This window comes from Sphingomonas cynarae (genome assembly GCF_039537815.1).
Classification (GTDB): domain Bacteria; phylum Pseudomonadota; class Alphaproteobacteria; order Sphingomonadales; family Sphingomonadaceae; genus Sphingomonas; species Sphingomonas cynarae.
Map to the genome: position 1 here is coordinate 163,715 of NZ_BAABBF010000005.1, position 16,754 is coordinate 180,468.

Annotated in this window: 16 protein-coding genes; 10 read left to right on the forward strand and 6 right to left on the reverse strand. The window is 63.8% G+C overall.

Translation table 11 applies throughout. The annotated features are described in order from the left end of the window. Positions 1-24 precede the first annotated feature (24 nt). Genes ABD719_RS11910 through ABD719_RS11925 form a run of 4 tightly spaced genes read left to right on the forward strand, consistent with a single transcriptional unit; the run spans position 25 to position 5,499 of the window. Entirely contained in the window at positions 25-1,245 is a 1,221-nt protein-coding gene (locus ABD719_RS11910) for a heavy-metal-associated domain-containing protein (protein WP_344693596.1), read from the forward strand. Continuing rightward, the gene (locus ABD719_RS11915) at positions 1,242-1,862 is read left to right on the forward strand and encodes an HdaA/DnaA family protein (protein ID WP_344693597.1); all 621 of its coding nucleotides are present in this window, start codon (positions 1,242-1,244) and stop codon (positions 1,860-1,862) included. The genes ABD719_RS11910 and ABD719_RS11915 overlap by 4 nt, the downstream gene beginning before the upstream one ends. Continuing rightward, on the forward strand, positions 1,859-4,015 hold the full coding sequence (locus ABD719_RS11920) for an RNA degradosome polyphosphate kinase (RefSeq protein WP_344693598.1): 2,157 nt from the start codon (positions 1,859-1,861) through the stop codon (positions 4,013-4,015). Before ABD719_RS11915 ends, ABD719_RS11920 begins: the two co-directional genes overlap by 4 nt. Next, positions 4,012-5,499 (forward strand): Ppx/GppA phosphatase family protein, encoded by a 1,488-nt coding sequence (locus tag ABD719_RS11925; RefSeq protein ID WP_344693599.1) that lies wholly within the window; start codon positions 4,012-4,014, stop codon positions 5,497-5,499. The genes ABD719_RS11920 and ABD719_RS11925 overlap by 4 nt, the downstream gene beginning before the upstream one ends. A gap of 22 nt (positions 5,500-5,521) precedes the next feature. Here the strand turns inward: ABD719_RS11925 and ABD719_RS11930 are convergent, their stop codons facing one another. Continuing rightward, the gene (locus ABD719_RS11930) at positions 5,522-5,809 is read right to left on the reverse strand and encodes an I78 family peptidase inhibitor (protein ID WP_344693600.1); all 288 of its coding nucleotides are present in this window, start codon (positions 5,807-5,809) and stop codon (positions 5,522-5,524) included. Then, the gene (gene rnd / locus ABD719_RS11935) at positions 5,806-6,981 is read right to left on the reverse strand and encodes a ribonuclease D (RefSeq protein ID WP_344693601.1); all 1,176 of its coding nucleotides are present in this window, start codon (positions 6,979-6,981) and stop codon (positions 5,806-5,808) included. The genes ABD719_RS11930 and rnd overlap by 4 nt, the downstream gene beginning before the upstream one ends. Positions 6,982-7,100: 119 nt before the next feature. Between rnd and aspS the strand changes: the two genes are divergently transcribed. Then, a complete protein-coding gene (aspS, locus tag ABD719_RS11940; protein ID WP_344693808.1) occupies positions 7,101-8,924 on the forward strand; it encodes an aspartate--tRNA ligase in 1,824 nt (607 codons plus the stop codon). A gap of 46 nt (positions 8,925-8,970) precedes the next feature. Here aspS and ABD719_RS11945 read toward each other — a convergent pair whose 3' ends face one another. After that, positions 8,971-9,603: a carbonic anhydrase gene (locus ABD719_RS11945; protein ID WP_192126831.1), complete on the reverse strand. Its 633-nt coding sequence runs from the start codon at positions 9,601-9,603 to the stop codon at positions 8,971-8,973. 53 nt (positions 9,604-9,656) lie between these two features. Here ABD719_RS11945 and lipA point away from each other — a divergent pair, with 53 nt between their 5' ends. Then, the gene (lipA, locus tag ABD719_RS11950) at positions 9,657-10,589 is read left to right on the forward strand and encodes a lipoyl synthase (RefSeq protein WP_344693603.1); all 933 of its coding nucleotides are present in this window, start codon (positions 9,657-9,659) and stop codon (positions 10,587-10,589) included. Beyond that, on the forward strand, positions 10,589-11,077 hold the full coding sequence (locus ABD719_RS11955) for a type II toxin-antitoxin system RatA family toxin (protein WP_344693605.1): 489 nt from the start codon (positions 10,589-10,591) through the stop codon (positions 11,075-11,077). The genes lipA and ABD719_RS11955 overlap by 1 nt, the downstream gene beginning before the upstream one ends. Here ABD719_RS11955 and ABD719_RS11960 read toward each other — a convergent pair. Genes ABD719_RS11960 through ABD719_RS11970 form a run of 3 tightly spaced genes read right to left on the reverse strand, consistent with a single transcriptional unit; the run spans position 11,011 to position 13,198 of the window. Next, positions 11,011-11,556 (reverse strand): CinA family protein, encoded by a 546-nt coding sequence (locus ABD719_RS11960; RefSeq protein ID WP_344693606.1) that lies wholly within the window; start codon positions 11,554-11,556, stop codon positions 11,011-11,013. The genes ABD719_RS11955 and ABD719_RS11960 overlap by 67 nt on opposite strands. After that, entirely contained in the window at positions 11,538-12,059 is a 522-nt protein-coding gene (locus tag ABD719_RS11965) for a hypothetical protein (RefSeq protein ID WP_344693607.1), read from the reverse strand. The genes ABD719_RS11960 and ABD719_RS11965 overlap by 19 nt, the downstream gene beginning before the upstream one ends. Then, positions 12,056-13,198: a bifunctional 2-C-methyl-D-erythritol 4-phosphate cytidylyltransferase/2-C-methyl-D-erythritol 2,4-cyclodiphosphate synthase gene (locus tag ABD719_RS11970; RefSeq protein WP_344693608.1), complete on the reverse strand. Its 1,143-nt coding sequence runs from the start codon at positions 13,196-13,198 to the stop codon at positions 12,056-12,058. The genes ABD719_RS11965 and ABD719_RS11970 overlap by 4 nt, the downstream gene beginning before the upstream one ends. An 84-nt stretch (positions 13,199-13,282) precedes the next feature. Between ABD719_RS11970 and dusB the strand changes: the two genes are divergently transcribed. The 3 genes from dusB to ntrC are packed head-to-tail and all read left to right on the forward strand — an operon-like array spanning position 13,283 to position 16,733. Further along, entirely contained in the window at positions 13,283-14,281 is a 999-nt protein-coding gene (dusB, locus tag ABD719_RS11975; protein WP_344693610.1) for a tRNA dihydrouridine synthase DusB, read from the forward strand. Further along, positions 14,278-15,318: a two-component system sensor histidine kinase NtrB gene (locus ABD719_RS11980; protein ID WP_344693611.1), complete on the forward strand. Its 1,041-nt coding sequence runs from the start codon at positions 14,278-14,280 to the stop codon at positions 15,316-15,318. Before dusB ends, ABD719_RS11980 begins: the two co-directional genes overlap by 4 nt. Further along, a complete protein-coding gene (gene ntrC, locus ABD719_RS11985; protein WP_344693612.1) occupies positions 15,315-16,733 on the forward strand; it encodes a nitrogen regulation protein NR(I) in 1,419 nt (472 codons plus the stop codon). The genes ABD719_RS11980 and ntrC overlap by 4 nt, the downstream gene beginning before the upstream one ends. Positions 16,734-16,754: the final 21 nt, after the last annotated feature.

The window sequence follows — 16,754 nt, forward strand, 5'->3', positions numbered from 1 at the left end:
CCCGCTTCTGCAAAAGACATCAACATGCGCCGCGCCCTTCTCGTTTCCCTCGCCGCCGTGGCGCTCATCGCGGGCAGTGCCACGCTTGCGCAGATCGAAGGATCGGGGCGCGGCGTCGCGCCGGTAGACAGCGGCGGCGCGTTCGAGGTGAGCGGTGTCGCGGTCGACGTCGCGGGCAAGACCGCCGATGCTGCACGCTATGGCGGCTGGCGGCTGGCGCAGCGTAAGGCATGGGTGCAACTGTCGCGGCGGCTGGGTGGTGGCGGTACGTTGGTGTCGGATGGCACGCTCGATCAACTCGTCTCGGGCATCGTCGTCGAGAACGAGCAGATCGGCACGACACGCTATGTCGCGCGGCTGGGTGTGCTGTTCGATCGCAACCGCGCGGGGGCATTGCTCGGCGTGGCGACGAATACCGATCGGTCGCCACCGATGCTGGTGATGCCGGTGCAATGGTCTGCCGGGGTCGGGCAGGTCGTGGAACGGCGCTCCGACTGGCAATTGGCTTGGGCCCGGTTTCGCACTGGCAATTCCAGCATCGACTATATTCGGCCGACCGGGGCGGGAATCGATCCGCTGCTGCTGACGATCGGGCAGATCAACCGGCCCGGGCGCGGCTGGTGGCGGACGATCATCGACCAATATGGGGCGGCGGACATCCTGATCCCGTCGGTGCGCCTCTACCGGCAATGGCCGGATGGTCCAGTGATCGGCCAGTTCGAGGCGCGCCATGGCCCAGACAATCGGCTGCTCGGTCGCTTCTCGCTCAGGGTCGGCAGTGCGCAGGGGCTGGCGCAATTGCTCGATGCCGGCGTCATGCGGCTCGATGGATTGTATCAACAGGCGCTGCGGCAGGGGTTGCTGTCACCCGACATCGCGCTGTCGCCCCCGCCTGATCCAACCGCTACGCCGACTCCGGTGGCAGTAGAAGGGATCGACGGGATCATTGCAGAACTGAGCGACCCCGTTGCCAGCACGGCGACGGTGACCCTGCAATACGATACCCCCGGCGCATCGAGTGTCGCCAATACCGAAGCCCTGATCCGCACCTTGCCGGGTGTCCGCAGTGCTGCGACCACCAGTCTGGCGCTCGGTGGCGTGTCGTTGATGCGGGTTGAACTGTCCGGCGATCCGGCAGGGTTCGTTGCCGACCTGCAATCGCGTGGCTATCAGGTTGCGGGCTCGGGCACGACGCTTCGGATCAGCCGTCCGACGACCGTGCCGGTGGCCGGACCCGACGGATGAGCCAGATGGCGCTGCCGCTCGGCTGGCCGGCCGACCCCCGCGACGACGCCTTTCTGGTCACCCCCTCCAACGCGCAGGCGGTGCAGTTGCTGGAACGCTGGGGTAACTGGCCGGTTCGCACCGCGATTCTCACCGGTCCGCGCCGTTCGGGCCGCAGCCTGCTTGCCCGTATCTTTGCCGCAAAGAGCGGTGGCATGATCGTCGACGATGCTGAGCGGGTCGACGAGACCGACCTGTTTCATCTCTGGAACCGCGCGCAGGAGGAGCGTCGCCCGCTCGTCATCGTGGCGGACCAACCCCCGCCGATCTGGTCGGTGACGCTGCCCGACCTCCGGACCCGGTTGGCGGCCAGCCCTCATGGCGAACTCCATCCGCCCGACGATGCCCTCGCCATCGCGCTGCTCGATCGATTGTTCGCTCGCCGCGGCCTGGATGCCAGGTCCGATCTGATCGAGTGGCTGGTCGCGCGGATCGAGCGTAGTCATCTTGCCATCGAACGCGTGGTAGACGCGCTGGATCAGGGAAGTCTGGAACGCCATCGTCGGCTGACCATTCCCCTGGCTCGTATCACGTTGATCCAGGCCGGGCTGATTCCCGGTAAAGCCGAGGACGCATGACCCGCCCAGCGCATATCGCCCATCTAGACCGGGCCGAAGACGATCTCTCGCCAGCCGGCGACGGAGAGCGATATTTCAACCGCGAACTCTCTTGGCTCGCCTTCAACCGACGTGTGCTGGAAGAGGCGTGCAATAGCGCGCATCCGCTGCTCGAACGGCTACGGTTCCTGTCGATCTGCGGATCGAACCTTGACGAGTTCTTCATGGTTCGTGTCGCCGGGCTCAAGGGACAGCAGGCGCACGAGGTCGATCGTCGGTCTGCCGATGGACTGACTCCCGGCCAGCAACTTGGCGCGATCATCGCCGAGGCGGATCGCCTGATGGAAAGCCAGCAGGCGGTCTGGGCTGACCTACGCACGTTGCTCGACGAGACAGGGCTGTGGGTGCTGCGGCGCGATGCGATCGAGGACAATGTCGAGGAGTGGCTGGAACAGCATTTCCGCGATCAGGTATTCCCGATCCTGACCCCGCAGGCGCTCGATCCCGCACATCCCTTTCCCTTCATTCCAAATCGCGGGCTGTCGGTGATCTTCGACTTGGAACGGATTTCCGATAAGGAGCCGATCCGCGAACTCGTCATGCTGCCGGCGGCGACGCCGCGGTTCGTACGGTTGCCGGGCGAGGTCGCCCGGTACGTCGCGGTGGAAACAATGGTGAAGCGGTTCGCGCCGCTGATCTTCCCCGGCTATATCGTCCATGGGGCGGCGGCGTTTCGGGTGTTGCGCGACAGCGATATCGAGATCGAGGAAGAGGCTGAGGATCTTGTCCGCTACTTTAAGAATGCGATCAAGCGTCGTCGTCGTGGGCGGGTCATCCGGCTGGAGCTTGAAACGGGAATGCCCGATCCGCTGGCTGCAGTCCTGAAGACCGAGCTGGGCGCCAGCGGCACGATCATCACCGAAAGCGGTCAGTTGCTGGGCATCACCGACCTTGATTCGTTGTATGATGAAGATCGTCCCGACCTGAAGTTTCTGCCCTTTACGCCGCGCTTTCCGGAACGAATCCGGGAGTTTGATGGCGATTGCTTTGCGGCGATCGCAGCGAAGGACATCGTCGTCCATCACCCCTACGAGACGTTCGAAGTGGTATTGGCCTTCCTGAAACAGGCTGCCGCCGACCCCGATGTTATCGCGATCAAGCAGACATTGTACCGCGCCGGCAAACAGTCCGCCGTCATCAATGCGCTGGTCGCGGCGGCGGAAGCGGGCAAGTCGGTCACCGCCGTCGTCGAACTGAAGGCACGCTTCGACGAGGAGCAAAATCTCCTCTGGGCCTCGCAACTCGAGCGGGCTGGCGTGCAGGTCGTCTATGGGTTCATCGACTGGAAAACCCATGCCAAGGTGTCGCTGGTCGTGCGGCGGGAAAATGGCCAGTTCCGCACCTATTGCCACTTCGGGACCGGCAATTACCATCCGGTTACCGCGAAGATATATACCGATATCAGCTACTTCACGGCCGATCCTTTGATCGGACGCGATGCCGCACAAATGTTCAATTTCGTGACCGGCTATGTCGAGCCGCATGACATGAACTGCATCAGCCTGTCGCCCCTCGATCTGCGGGCACGACTGGTGGAACTGATCGACGCCGAGATCGGCCACGCGCGCGCCGGCCGTCCGGCTGGAATGTGGGCCAAGATGAACAGTCTGGTCGACCCGGCCATCATCGACAAATTGTACGAAGCGAGCGCGGCGGGCGTCGAAGTCGATCTGATCGTCCGCGGCATTTGCTGTTTGCGCCCGCAGGTGCCGGGTCTTTCCGAGAATGTCCGGGTCAAATCGGTGATCGGCCGATTTCTGGAGCATAGCCGCATCTGGGCATTCGGATCGGGCAAGCGCCTGCCCAATGACGGGGCGCGGGTGTACATATCGTCGGCGGACTGGATGCCGCGCAATTTCGATCGGCGGGTCGAGTATATGCTGCCGATCACCAATCCAACCGTTCATGACCAGATCCTCGATCAGGTGATGGTCGCTACGTTGCTCGATGACGAGCAGAGCTGGGTGCTTGGTCCTGATGGGGAATATACCCGCGTGACGCCGGGTGAGCGCCCGTTCAATCTTCACCGCTACTTCATGACCAATCCGTCGCTATCTGGTCGTGGCGCCGCGCTGAAGAAGGTACCGACGCTGTCGCTCAGGGCGGCGCCATGAGCCTTGCCGTCAACCTGTTCGGGCGCAAGCCGGCAGAAGGACTGCCCCGGATCGGGATCATCGATATCGGTTCCAACTCCGTCCGTCTGGTCGTCTATCAAGGACCGGCCCGAATTCCGGCGGTGTTGTTCAACGAAAAAGTGATGGCTGGGCTCGGTCGCGGCCTCGCCGCCACCGGACGGATGCCAGAAGCGGGAGTTACCCTCGCCCGTACTGCATTGGCGCGCTTTGCCGCCGTCGCGCGGGAGATGGAGGTCACCTCACTGCGGACCGTGGCCACCGCGGCGGTTCGGGATGCCGCCAATGGACCGGAGTTCATTGCCTGGGCAGAGCGGCTGGGCCTGTCGATCGAACTGCTGTCGGGGGAGCAGGAAGCGATCGGCGCAGGTGAGGGCGTCTTGTCGGGCATTCCCGACGCGGACGGCATCGTTGGCGATCTTGGCGGCGGCAGTCTCGAGCTTGTGCGAATCAAGGACGGCAGGGTCGGTGATCGCGTGTCGTTCCCGCTCGGGGTGCTGCGCATCGCAGGCAAACGTGGCAAGCCGCTGGACCGAATGGTCGGCCGACTGCTGGAACAGGCCGGCTGGCTGGGGCGCGGCAGCGGTCTGCCGCTCTATCTGGTCGGCGGCTCTTGGCGGGCGCTGGCGCGAATCGATATCGGCCTGTCAGATTATCCGCTGCCGATCGCGCATCAGTACACCATGACCGCTGATACGGTGCGGCGGTTGGGCCGGACGATCCCGCATCTCGGCAAGCCGAAGTTGCGGAGCATACCCGGTCTGTCGACGGCACGCGCGGGTACGGTTGCGGACGCGGCTGCGCTCCTCGGCGTGCTGTTGCGTCAACTCGGCAGTCGCACGACGATCGTTTCGGCGTTCGGCCTGCGCGAAGGGCTAATGTTCGGGATGCTCGATGCGGAAACCCGTTCCGCCGATCCCCTGATTGTGGCGACGCGGGACGAGGGCCGGGTACTAGGCCGGTTTCCCGAGCACGGCGACCTGCTCGATCGTTGGGTCGCGCCGTTGTTCGCCAACGACCCGATGGCAGAGTCTCGCGTTCGCCATGCCGCCTGCCTGTTGGCGGACGTGGGCTGGCGCGCCAATCCGGAGTTCCGCGCGGAGCGAGGATTGGAGATCGCCTTGCACGGCCAATGGGTTGCGATCGATCCCTCCGAGCGTGGGCAGTTGGCCCAGACGTTGTTCACCTGCCTGGGCGGGGGGCTGGCGTTTCCCGATCCCCTGCCGCGACTGACAGACGAAACCGGCTTGCGGCGGGCAATCGCGTGGGGGCTGGCGATTCGGTTTGGCCAGCGGCTGAGCGGCGGGTTGGCGGGGCCATTGACGCGCACCAAGCTGTCGATCGATCCGCAGACCGTAACATTGCACATGCGGCCAGCGGATCGGGCACTTTACGCCGACACCGCAGAAAAACGCCATATCGCGCTAGCCAATTTTCTCGGGCGGCGGGCAGTGGTCAAAAGCTGACCACTGCCCTCTGACAATCAAATCAGCCGCATGTCAGCGCGTTGATCTTGCCATCCTCACCCAGCAAGATGTTGAGCCGGTCAGGGCGCAAATCCTTTGTCACCGGATCATCCGGGTGCAGGATGCGAGCGATCCGGGCATTGGCCGCATACTGGATTTCCTCGCGCAGCGGCATTTTGAATTCGCTACCGACATAGCGCATCTGAAAGCTCATATCGACGCGACATGGGCCAGCCGGTTCGACTGGCCCATCCGTCGTCGTGCACCCGGCCATCAGCCCGAACAATACCGGTATCGTCGCCATCCTCATGCGTCATCCTCCGCCCTGGTCATCTTCAACCGTCCGCCCTTGACCGCAAAGGCCAGACGCCCCTCGACCAGATCGACCGCGTCGCGGCCGAACTGATCGTAACGCCAGCCCTGCAGCATCGGCAGTCCAGTTCGTACGCCAGCGGCCAGCGCCTCCAGCTCGTCGGATCGGGCCAGCAGCTTCGACGCGACATCGATATCGCGCGAGCGGATTTTCAGCAGCAGCTTGAGCAGGTCGGCGACCAGCGATCCTTCCTTGCCCAGCCCCGGTTTGCGATCGTCGCGCGGGGGTAGCTCGTCGATCGATAGCGGCGTCGCATCGGCCAGCGCCTGCATCAGTCGGGCACCAATATCATTGCCGGCCCAGGTGGCGGACAAACCGCGCACCTTGGCAAGATCGGCCTGTTTGCGCGGCGGATTACCGGCGAGATCGCCCAGCGTTTCGTCCTTGACGATACGCCCTCGTGGCAAGTCCTTGGCTTGTGCCTCCAGTTCACGCCAGCGCGCCAATGCCTTCAGGCGCCCGAGCATGTCGGGTTTGCGCCCCGACACCCGCACGCGCTTCCACGCCAGATCAGGATCGTTCGCATAGTTGGATGGATCGGCAAGCCGCTCCATCTCTTGGTCTAGCCAGGCACCTCGCCCAGTCTTCCGCAGTTTTTCCAGCATCTTCGGAAAGATCGCTGCGAGATGGGTGACGTCGCCGATCGCATATTCGATCTGGCGCGCATCCAAGGGTCTGCGCGACCAGTCGGTGAAGCGCGCACCCTTGTCGACGACGATGCCCAGCCAGCTGTCAACGAGGTTCGAATATCCGATCTGCTCGCCTTGACCCAGCGCCATCGCCGCCACCTGCGTATCGAACAGCGGATGGGGGGTCTTGCCGGTAAGATTATAGACGATCTCGATATCCTGACCGCCGGCATGAACGACCTTCAGCACATCCTCGTTCTCGACCAGCAGATCGAGCAGCGGCTTCATATCGAGGCCCGGCGCCAACGGATCGATCGCCGCCGCCTCGTTCACGTCGGCGATCTGGATCAGGCAGAGTTCGGGCCAATAGGTGCTCTCACGCATGAACTCGGTATCGACCGTGATGAAGTCGGCCTTGGCAAGCCGCGCGCACAGATCGGCGAGCGTGGCACTGTCAGTAATCAGGGGATGGATATGCATCGGTCTATCCATAGCGGCCTCGCGCGGGTTGACAAAGAGGGGGCGGGAAGGGGAGTGACCAACGATCCCCTTGGCCGTTCCCCCGCTTTTGCGCGGACAGGCATATGCGAGAAGACACCATGCACGCCTATCGTACCCATCACTGCGCCGGCCTGGCTGCCGCCGATGTCGGCGAAACCGTCCGCCTGTCCGGCTGGGTCCATCGCAAGCGCGATCATGGCGGCGTGCTGTTCGTCGATCTACGCGATCATTACGGTATCACGCAGGTGGTGGCCGATGCCGATTCGCCAGCACTGCCGGTGCTGGAGGCATTGCGCACGGAATCGGTGATCACGATCGACGGCATCGTGAAGGCGCGCGCGGAGGGCACCACCAACACCAATCTCGCAACCGGCGAAATCGAGGTCTTCGCGCTTGGCGTAACGGTGCAGAGCGCGGCGCACGAATTGCCGATGCCAGTGGCGGGTGATGCCGAATATCCGGAGGATATCCGTCTCCGATATCGCTTCCTCGATCTGCGGCGCGAGCGACTTCATGCCAACATCATGCTGCGCAGTCAGGTTATTGCCTCGATCCGCAACCGGATGATCGGGCAGGGCTTCACCGAATTCCAGACACCGATCCTGACCGCATCGTCCCCGGAAGGCGCACGTGATTATCTTGTGCCCAGCCGCGTTCATCCCGGCAAATTCTACGCGCTGCCGCAGGCACCGCAGATGTTCAAGCAGCTGTTGATGGTCGCCGGGTTCGATCGCTATTTCCAGATCGCTCCCTGCTTCCGTGACGAGGATGCGCGTGCGGATCGATCGCCGGGCGAGTTTTACCAGCTCGATTTCGAGATGAGCTTCGTCACGCAGGAGGATGTTTTTCAGGCGATCGAGCCCGTCCTGCATGGTCTGTTCGAGGAATTTGCGAACTGGCAGGGCAAGGGCCGGCAGGTGTCGGCATTGCCGTTCAAGCGCATTCCATACCGGGAATCGATGCTCAAATACGGCAACGACAAGCCGGATCTGCGCAATCCGATCCTGATCTCGGACGTATCGGATCACTTCACGGGATCGGGCTTTGGGCGATTCGCGTCGATCGTGGAGGCGGGTGACGTCGTCCGTGCAATTCCAGCGCCCAACACCGCCGACCGCAGCCGAAAATTTTTCGATGACATGAATGCCTGGGCGCAGGGCGAAGGCTTCGCCGGTCTCGGCTATGCTACGCGCAAGGGCGGCGAATGGGGCGGACCGATCGCCAAGAACCATGGCGAAGAAGGCATGGCGGAGCTGGCCGAGACGCTCGGCCTCGGCCCCGACGACGGAATATTCTTCGCTGCCGGCAAGGAAGCGCAAGCTGCCAAACTGGCCGGCCTTGCCCGTACCCGCGTTGGCGAAACGCTGGGGCTGATCGATCAGAACCGGTTCGAGTTCTGCTGGATCGTCGATTTTCCGATGTTCGAATATGACGAGGACAACAAGAAAGTCGACTTCAGCCACAACCCGTTCTCGATGCCGCAGGGCGAGATGCACGCACTGGAGACGATGAACCCGCTCGATATTCTCGCCTATCAATACGATATCGTCTGCAACGGCATCGAGCTGTCGTCAGGGGCGATCCGGAACCATCGGCCGGAAATCATGTACAAGGCGTTCGAAATCGCCGGCTACAGCCAAACCGATGTCGACACGAATTTCGCCGGCATGATCAACGCCTTCAAGTTCGGTGCGCCGCCACATGGCGGCTCCGCACCCGGCATCGACCGGATGGTGATGCTGCTGGCGGGCGAGCCGAACATCCGGGAGGTCGTGCTGTTCCCGATGAACCAGAAGGCGGAGGACCTGATGATGGGCGCGCCCAACTTCGCAACGCCCAAGCAGTTGCGCGAACTCAATCTGCGCTCGACCGCCGAGCCGAAAAAGGACGTGACGGCGATCGTCACGCCCTCTGCCGGCTGACCGGCGCCGTTGCCGCACCACCCGGTCGGGTGGTGCGGCAGGTTCTTTAGGCCGCCTCGAAGGTCGTGCCATTGTCCGACAGCACACGCAGCTTGCCGTCGGCGATCGCGAACACCGCACCCTTCAGCGCCAGCGTGCCGTCGTCGAGGCCCGCCTGAACGAACGGGAAGGTTTTCAGGTTCTCGATCGAAACCTTCACGCCTTCCTGCTCCAGCGCGGTCTGGCCTTCGGCGCCCGTGCCATGCTCGGCCACCACGCGTTCGCGCGCATCCTTCAGTAGCTTGATCCATTCCGCGACGAAGCCGCCCTCACCGGGCTTGGCATCGGTCAGCGCACCCGACAGCGACGCCTTCACGCCTCCGCACTGGCCGTGACCCAGCACGAGGATCTCCTCGACCTTCAGGACCGTGACGGCAAATTCGATCGCAGCGGATACACCGTGAAGGCCGCCGCTGGGATCGAACGGAGGTACCAGATTGGCGACGTTGCGCACCACGAACACCTCACCTGGACGCGTGCCGAAGATGGTGGCGGGGTCGACGCGACTGTCGGAGCAGGCGATGACCATCACCTTGGGCGTCTGCCCGCCGGCCAGTTCGGTCCACTTCTCCCGCTCGTCGATCCATTCGTTGCCGCGGAAGCGATAGTAGCCGTCGATCAGGTCCTTGAACTTTCGCATTCGATATCAGCCCTTCGTTGTTTCGTGCCTCGTGACACGCTATCTTAGACCACATGAACGATCTGTCATCTGTTTCGGCTCCCGTCCGCCAGCGTAAACCCGACTGGATCCGCGTAAAAGCGCCCACTTCGGCCGGATTTGCGGCAACCCGTGAACTTATGCGGTCGAAAAGCCTGACAACGGTGTGCGAGGAAGCGGCCTGCCCGAACATTGGTGAGTGCTGGAGCAAAAAGCACGCAACCGTGATGATTCTGGGTGATACCTGCACCCGCGCCTGCGCGTTCTGCAATGTGAAGACCGGGATGCCTCGCGCGGTGGACCCGATGGAACCCAACAACGTCGCCGACGCCGCCGCGCAGATGGGACTGCAGCACATCGTCGTCACTTCGGTCGATCGCGACGATCTGCCCGATGGCGGGGCGAAGCAGTTCGTGAAGGTGATCGAGGCGATCCGGCGGTCGAATCCGACCACCACGATCGAAATCCTGACCCCTGATTTTCGGAACAAGCACGAAGCCGCGGTCGAGGCGATCGTCGCTGCGCGGCCGGATGTCTACAATCACAATCTCGAAACGGTGCCGCGGCTGTACCCGACGATTCGGCCGGGCGCGCGTTACTATGCGTCGATCCGGCTGCTGGAGAGCGTCAAGAAGCTCGATCCGTCGATCTTCACCAAGTCCGGTGTGATGCTGGGGCTGGGGGAACAGCGGCTGGAAATCCATCAGGTGATGGATGACATGCGCTCCGCCGACATCGATTTCCTGACGATGGGTCAGTATCTGCAGCCGACGCCGAAGCACGCCAAGGTTGCCGAGTTCGTGACGCCCAAGGCGTTCGACGCCTATGCCAGCATTGCGCGGGCCAAGGGCTTTCTGCTTGTCGCCTCGTCGCCGTTGACCCGGTCCAGCTACCACGCCGGTGACGATTTCCAGCGGATGCGTGCGGCACGCGACGTCAAGCTGGGGCGGGCGCCCGTCGCGGTCTGATGCCCAAGCATCAGGAAACCCGCCATCTGCCCTATACGCCGGAGCAGATGTTCGACCTCGTCGCCGACGTGAAGCGCTACCCGGAGTTTCTGCCATGGGTCAGTGCGATGCGCGTTCGCAAGGATAGTGAGACGGAGACGCTGGCGGACATGATCGTCGGCTTCAAGGGGCTGCGCGAAACCTTTACCAGTCGGGTCGAGAAAGAACGATCGAGTCGGATCGCGGTCGATTATGTCGACGGGCCGCTCAAGCATCTGCGCAACGACTGGCGGTTTCTGCCTGAGGGCGATGGTGGTTGCGCGGTCGATTTCTCGGTCGACTTTGCCTTCAAGAACCGGGTGTTCGAGATGCTGGCCGGGCAGGTATTCGGGCAAGCGTTGCGCCGGATGATCGGCGCGTTCGAGACGCGGGCGGCCGCTCTTTACGGCTCCAGCCCGGCGGGCGGCGGGGGCGGCAGCAATAACTCGAGCGCACACAGCGCCGCCTGAAGCCTGATCCCGCCACGACCGTTATCGTCGAACTGGCGCCGATCGGCGTGGATGTCGGTCGCCTCACCACCCCGGTCCGCCCGGGCGAAGACGACGGTGCCGACCGGTTTCTTTTCCGATCCGCCGCCGGGGCCAGCGACACCCGTGATCGCGACGGCGGTATCCGCCCCCGTCTTTTCCAGCGCACCGCGCGCCATGCTCCACGCCACTGCCACTGATACGGCGCCGAACGTCTCCAGCACATCGGTGCTGACGCGCAGCAGCGCCGCCTTCGCCTCATTGGAATAGGTGACGATCGATGCTTCCAGGACATCGGAAGATCCCGGTATCTCGGTCAATGCCGCCGCAACGAGCCCGCCGGTACAGCTTTCCGCTAAGGCGATACGGCGATTTGCGGCACGATAGGCCTCGACTACGCGGGTCGCTGCCGCGATCAGTTCGGGGGGAAGCAACGTGTCGATCATCGCGGGGTCGGGCATAGCGGTAATTCCGGCACCGCGACTTTGCCGCCGCGTGCTTTACTTTCTTTGAAATAGCGCAGCACCGTCACGATCGCGTCCGCGGTGTTGCGCGCTGGCAGCGGTTCGAGGTCGGTGACCAGCCGGTCGATGGTAGCACAGTCGGTCAGGTCGATCCGCCCCACAATCTGCGGAGCGATCAGACTGGTCAGAACCGGACGGGCATAGTCAGATTGCAACAGCAGATCGACCGCAGGATCGCTGAGTTTGACGATCGCCGTGCGGGCCGCGGGCCATGCCCGGTCTGCCGCCGCCTGATACTTAGCAATCACCGGCCCGCCCTCGCGCCGGATCAGGCTGGCGGTCGGCAGGCGGTCGGCACAGACGCGGCCTGTTTCACGAATGATCTCGGGGAGCGCGACCAATGCCAGCGCCAGGGCCTCGTCATCCGACAAACATAGTCGCTGTGCTGTGGCCGGGCTGGCGAGCACGGCGATGGCTGCTATCAGGGCAGGAATTCTCATCGCGCCTGTCCGGGCAGGCTGACCGTCGCGATCGCCTGCGCCGCGATCCCTTCGCCACGGCCGGTGAAGCCCAGCCGTTCGGTCGTGGTCGCTTTCAGGCTGACGCGATCGGGATGAAGACGGAGGATCTCGGCGATGCGTGCCGTCATCGCTGCGCGATGCGGGCCGATCTTGGGTTCCTCGCACATCAGCGTGAGGTCGACGAAATCGATCCAGCCGCCACGATCGGCGATCAGCGACGCGGCATGCGCCAGGAAGCGATCGGACGAGGCGCCGCGCCATTGCGGATCACTGGGCGGGAAATGCGTACCAATATCCCCGGCGGCGATCGTGCCGAGCAGCGCGTCGGTGATCGCATGCAGCGCGACATCCGCGTCGCTGTGACCGGAGAGTCCCTTGTCATGGGGGATCAGGATGCCGCCGAGCCACAGTTCTTCACCCAACTCCAGCCGGTGGACGTCGAAACCCATCGCGGAGCGGGTTTCCCATGTCAGGCGGGCTTCGGCCGCGGCGAAGTCCTGCGGGTAAGTGACCTTGTCGAGCATGATGTCGCCCTGCACCAATGCGACGCGTCCGCCAAGCCGCCGCACCATCTGCGCATCGTCACTGGCATCCTCACCGATTGGCCATGCCGCATGAGCGCTGGCGAGCATCGTCCTGCAAAATCCTTGCGGCGTCTGGATACGGTGCAGATCGTCACGAGGTACAAGTGTGCCATCGCCACGGGCCAACGTATCTGCGACGGGCAGCGTCGGCACAGCACCATCTGCCCCGTCGAGCGCACCCAACACCCGGTTAATCACCTCGACAGGAACGAATGGCCGGGCGGCATCATGAACCAGCACCCGCTCGACCGCGAGATCCAGCGCAGCCATGCCGATCGCCACCGAGTCGCGACGCAGCGCACCACCGATCACGAGTCGTGCGGCCGGCCCCAGCGCAGCCTCCGCGAGTTCCTGCTGGCCGTCTGCGATTACGGTCACCACCTCGTCGATCAGCGGATGCGCGACGAAGGCGGCGTGAGCGTGCGCCAGCATCGCCCGCCCGGCGATCGGGGTATATTGCTTGGCTACGGTAGTGCCGGCACGCAGGCCACGGCCGGCGGCGACGATCAGGGCGGCGGTACGGGGACGGGTCATCGCGGCGGGGCCTAGCGCGATGGCGTCATGCTTGCCAGCCGGCGTGGTTCCGCGTAAGTAGATGCCTAAATTTCAGGCACATTCATGCGCAAGCTTGCTCCCATTCAGATCGGCCCCGTCCGGATCGACTGCCCCGTCGTGCTCGCCCCGATGACGGGTGTCACCGACATGCCGTTCCGTACCGTCGTCCGCCGCTACGGTTCCGGTCTTAATGTGACCGAGATGATCGCCAGTCAGGCCGCGATCCGTGAGACGCGGCAATCGATCCAGAAGGCGGCGTGGCATCTGTCAGAGGAACCGGTGTCGATGCAGCTCGTCGGCTGCACGCCATACGAGATGGGCGAGGCGGCGAAGCTGGCTGAGGAACGCGGCGCGGCGATCATCGACATCAACATGGGCTGCCCGGTTCGCAAGGTGACGAACGGCGATGCCGGATCGGCGCTGATGCGCGATCTGAAGCTGGCCGCGACCCTGATCGACGCGGTCGTGAAGGCGGTCAAGGCGCCCGTCACGCTCAAGATGCGGATGGGCTGGTGCCATGACAGCCTGAATGCCCCCGAACTTGCGCGCATCGCGGAAGATCTGGGTATTCGCATGGTGACGGTTCACGGGCGTACCCGCAATCAGATGTATAAGGGCGAAGCGGACTGGCGCTTCGTCGCCGGGGTCAAGCAGGCGGTATCGATCCCGGTGATCGTCAACGGCGACATCTGTTCGATCGAGGATGCCGATGCCGCGCTCGAACAGTCGGGGGCGGACGGGCTGATGATCGGTCGCGGTGCGTATGGCCGACCATGGCTGCTCGGCCAGATAATGACGTGGCTGGATGAGGGACGCCGTATTCCCGATCCTGATCTCGACGAACAATATCGCACGATCGTGGATCATTACGAGGCGATGCTGGAGCATTATGGCAATATTACGGGCGTGAACATGGCCCGCAAGCATATCGGCTGGTACACCAAGGGACTGAACGGCTCGGCGGAATTCCGTAACGCCGTGAACCAGATTCCCGATGCCGATCGGGTCAAGGTAATGCTGGCGGAATTCTACGCTCCATACCTCCGGCGCGCGGCGGCTTGAACCGGCGGCCCGGTTTCGCCGAACTGTTCGCCGCGTTGCCTGTCGCGGTGCTCGTCATCGGTCCCGATGACCGCATCGCCCATGCCAATGCATTGGCCGAGCAGATGCTCAACCTGTCGGAGCGGGTGATGACCGGACAGCCGCTGGTCGCGATCCTGCCGCCGCCGGAGGGGGTGGAGGCCCGGGACGGCTATGGTTTCGCGGTCTATGATACCGAAATCTCCACGGCGCGGGGGGTGCGGATGCGGGTCGATTTCGTCGAGGCGAAAATTGCCGACCATGACGGCTGGCGGGCGGTGACGCTGCATCATGCCGCCAATTCGCGCCGGCTGGGTCAGGCACCGGATCGCTCGGCCGCTCGCGCCGCAGTAGGGGCGGCCGCGATGCTGGCCCATGAGATCCGCAATCCCCTGTCTGGCATCCGCGGTGCAGCGCAATTGCTGGGTGCAGGCGAACTGACCCAGCTCATCATCACGGAGGTTGATCGGATCGCCGGCCTGATCGACCGGATGCAGGAGTTCGGCGACACGCGGCCCCTGCCGGTCGCTGCCGAGAACATCTATCCGCTTCTTGGGCATGCCCGGGGCGTAGCGCTGGCGGGGTTCGCGCGCGGAATTCGCATCGATGAACGATACGATCCCTCGCTGCCCCCCGCCCGGATCAACCGTGATGCGCTTACCCAGGTAATCATCAACCTGCTGAAGAATGCGTGTGAGGCGGTGCAGGACGAACGTACACCGCGCATTGCGATCACCACCGCCTATCGGCATGGCTTTACCCGATCCGCCGGACAGGGGCATGCCCGGGTGCCGTTGCCGATCGAAATCTGCGTGATCGATAATGGCCCCGGCGCGCCAGCCGACATCGCCGACCATCTGTTCGATCCGTTTGTCTCCAGCCGTCCTGAGGGGCAGGGGCTGGGCCTAGCGCTCGTCGACAAGCTGGTCCGCGACATGGATGGTATCGTTCAATATGGCCGTGAGGGCACGCCGACGGCGACGGTTCTGCGACTGCTGCTGCCGAGGGCGGGAACATGAGTACAATTCTCGTCTGCGACGACGATGCCGCGATCCGCACCGTGGTGGCGCAGGCACTACGTCGGGCTGGACACGGCGTCGTCACGGCCGACAGCCTGACCCGCCTTGATCAATTGCTCGCGACCAGTACGCCCGACGTTCTCATCAGTGACGTAGTGCTGCCTGATGGTGACGGGATCGAGCGGATGCGCGAGGTGACGAGCCGTTTTCCCGACCTGCCGATCATCATCCTGTCCGCGCGCAATACGCTGACCACAGCGGTGCGTGCGGCGGATGTCGGTGCATATGAATATCTGCCCAAGCCGTTCGACCTCGACGTACTTACTCGTGCTGTCGCCGGCGCATTGGCGCGCGGTGGCGGTGTCACCGAAGCAGAGGCACCGACAGATGATGCGGCACTGCCACTGATCGGGCGTTCGCCCGCAATGCAGGACGTATATCGTGTGATCGCGCGGGTGGTGTCGAACGACCTGACTGTGCTGGTGTCGGGCGAATCGGGCACGGGAAAGGAACTCGTTGCACGCGCGATCCACGATCTTGGACCGCGCCGAGCGGCGCCCTTCGTGGCGATCAACATGGCTGCGATTCCCCGCGACCTGATCGAGGCCGAATTGTTTGGGCATGAGCGCGGGGCCTTCACCGGCGCGGCGGCGCGCACCGCCGGCCGGTTCGAACAGGCCGGGGGGGGCACCCTGTTCCTCGACGAGATCGGGGATATGCCAATCGAGGCGCAGACTCGCCTGCTCCGCGTTCTCCAGACCGGTGAATTCACCACCGTCGGCGGTACGCGGACCATCCGCGCCGACGTCAGAATCGTCGCGGCCACCAACCGCGATCTGACCGCGCAGGTGGCGGCGGGATTGTTCCGCGAAGATTTGTTCTACCGGCTTAATGTCGTGCCAATCGCTCTGCCGGCGTTACGGGAGCGACAACAGGACGTGGCATTGCTGGCGCAGCATTTCCTGGGGCGTGCTGCCGACCAAGGGCTGCCACGTCGGCGTCTGGCTGCGGATACGGTGGCGGCGCTAGAAGCCTATCATTGGCCGGGCAACGTTCGCGAACTGGAAAACCTGATGCGCCGGCTGGCTGCGCTGACGCGTGACGAGGTGATCGCAGTCGATGTCGTCGAGGCGATGCTGGGTGCGCCCGCCGCACCAACGGTCAGCACGCCGGATATCGAGATGGCCGCAGCGGTTCGCGCACTGGTCGACCGTATCGCACGCGAACGGCCCGAGGCTATCGATGACGGGACGCTGTACGATCGCGTCATCGGTGAAGTGGAGCGTCCGCTGATCGAAGCGATGCTCGCCCGACACGGCCAGAACCAGCTGCGCGCTGCTCGCGCACTCGGTATCAATCGCAATACATTGAAGAAAAGGATCGATCTGCTCGGGATTGGGACGGGTCGTGGCTGATCGACGTGATTATGTGGTTTT

Excerpts from the sequence above, each read along its gene's own strand:
- ABD719_RS11910 (WP_344693596.1), top strand. The coding sequence starts at position 25 with ATGCGCCGCGCCCTTCTCGTTTCCCTCGCCGCCGTGGCGCTCATCGCG.
- ABD719_RS11915 (WP_344693597.1), top strand. The coding sequence starts at position 1,242 with ATGAGCCAGATGGCGCTGCCGCTCGGCTGGCCGGCCGACCCCCGCGAC.
- ABD719_RS11920 (WP_344693598.1), top strand. The coding sequence starts at position 1,859 with ATGACCCGCCCAGCGCATATCGCCCATCTAGACCGGGCCGAAGACGAT.
- ABD719_RS11925 (WP_344693599.1), top strand. The coding sequence starts at position 4,012 with ATGAGCCTTGCCGTCAACCTGTTCGGGCGCAAGCCGGCAGAAGGACTG.
- ABD719_RS11930 (WP_344693600.1), bottom strand. The coding sequence starts at position 5,809 with ATGAGGATGGCGACGATACCGGTATTGTTCGGGCTGATGGCCGGGTGC.
- rnd (WP_344693601.1), bottom strand. The coding sequence starts at position 6,981 with ATGCATATCCATCCCCTGATTACTGACAGTGCCACGCTCGCCGATCTG.
- aspS (WP_344693808.1), top strand. The coding sequence starts at position 7,101 with ATGCACGCCTATCGTACCCATCACTGCGCCGGCCTGGCTGCCGCCGAT.
- ABD719_RS11945 (WP_192126831.1), bottom strand. The coding sequence starts at position 9,603 with ATGCGAAAGTTCAAGGACCTGATCGACGGCTACTATCGCTTCCGCGGC.
- lipA (WP_344693603.1), top strand. The coding sequence starts at position 9,657 with ATGAACGATCTGTCATCTGTTTCGGCTCCCGTCCGCCAGCGTAAACCC.
- ABD719_RS11955 (WP_344693605.1), top strand. The coding sequence starts at position 10,589 with ATGCCCAAGCATCAGGAAACCCGCCATCTGCCCTATACGCCGGAGCAG.
- ABD719_RS11960 (WP_344693606.1), bottom strand. The coding sequence starts at position 11,556 with ATGCCCGACCCCGCGATGATCGACACGTTGCTTCCCCCCGAACTGATC.
- ABD719_RS11965 (WP_344693607.1), bottom strand. The coding sequence starts at position 12,059 with ATGAGAATTCCTGCCCTGATAGCAGCCATCGCCGTGCTCGCCAGCCCG.
- ABD719_RS11970 (WP_344693608.1), bottom strand. The coding sequence starts at position 13,198 with ATGACCCGTCCCCGTACCGCCGCCCTGATCGTCGCCGCCGGCCGTGGC.
- dusB (WP_344693610.1), top strand. The coding sequence starts at position 13,283 with ATGCGCAAGCTTGCTCCCATTCAGATCGGCCCCGTCCGGATCGACTGC.
- ntrC (WP_344693612.1), top strand. The coding sequence starts at position 15,315 with ATGAGTACAATTCTCGTCTGCGACGACGATGCCGCGATCCGCACCGTG.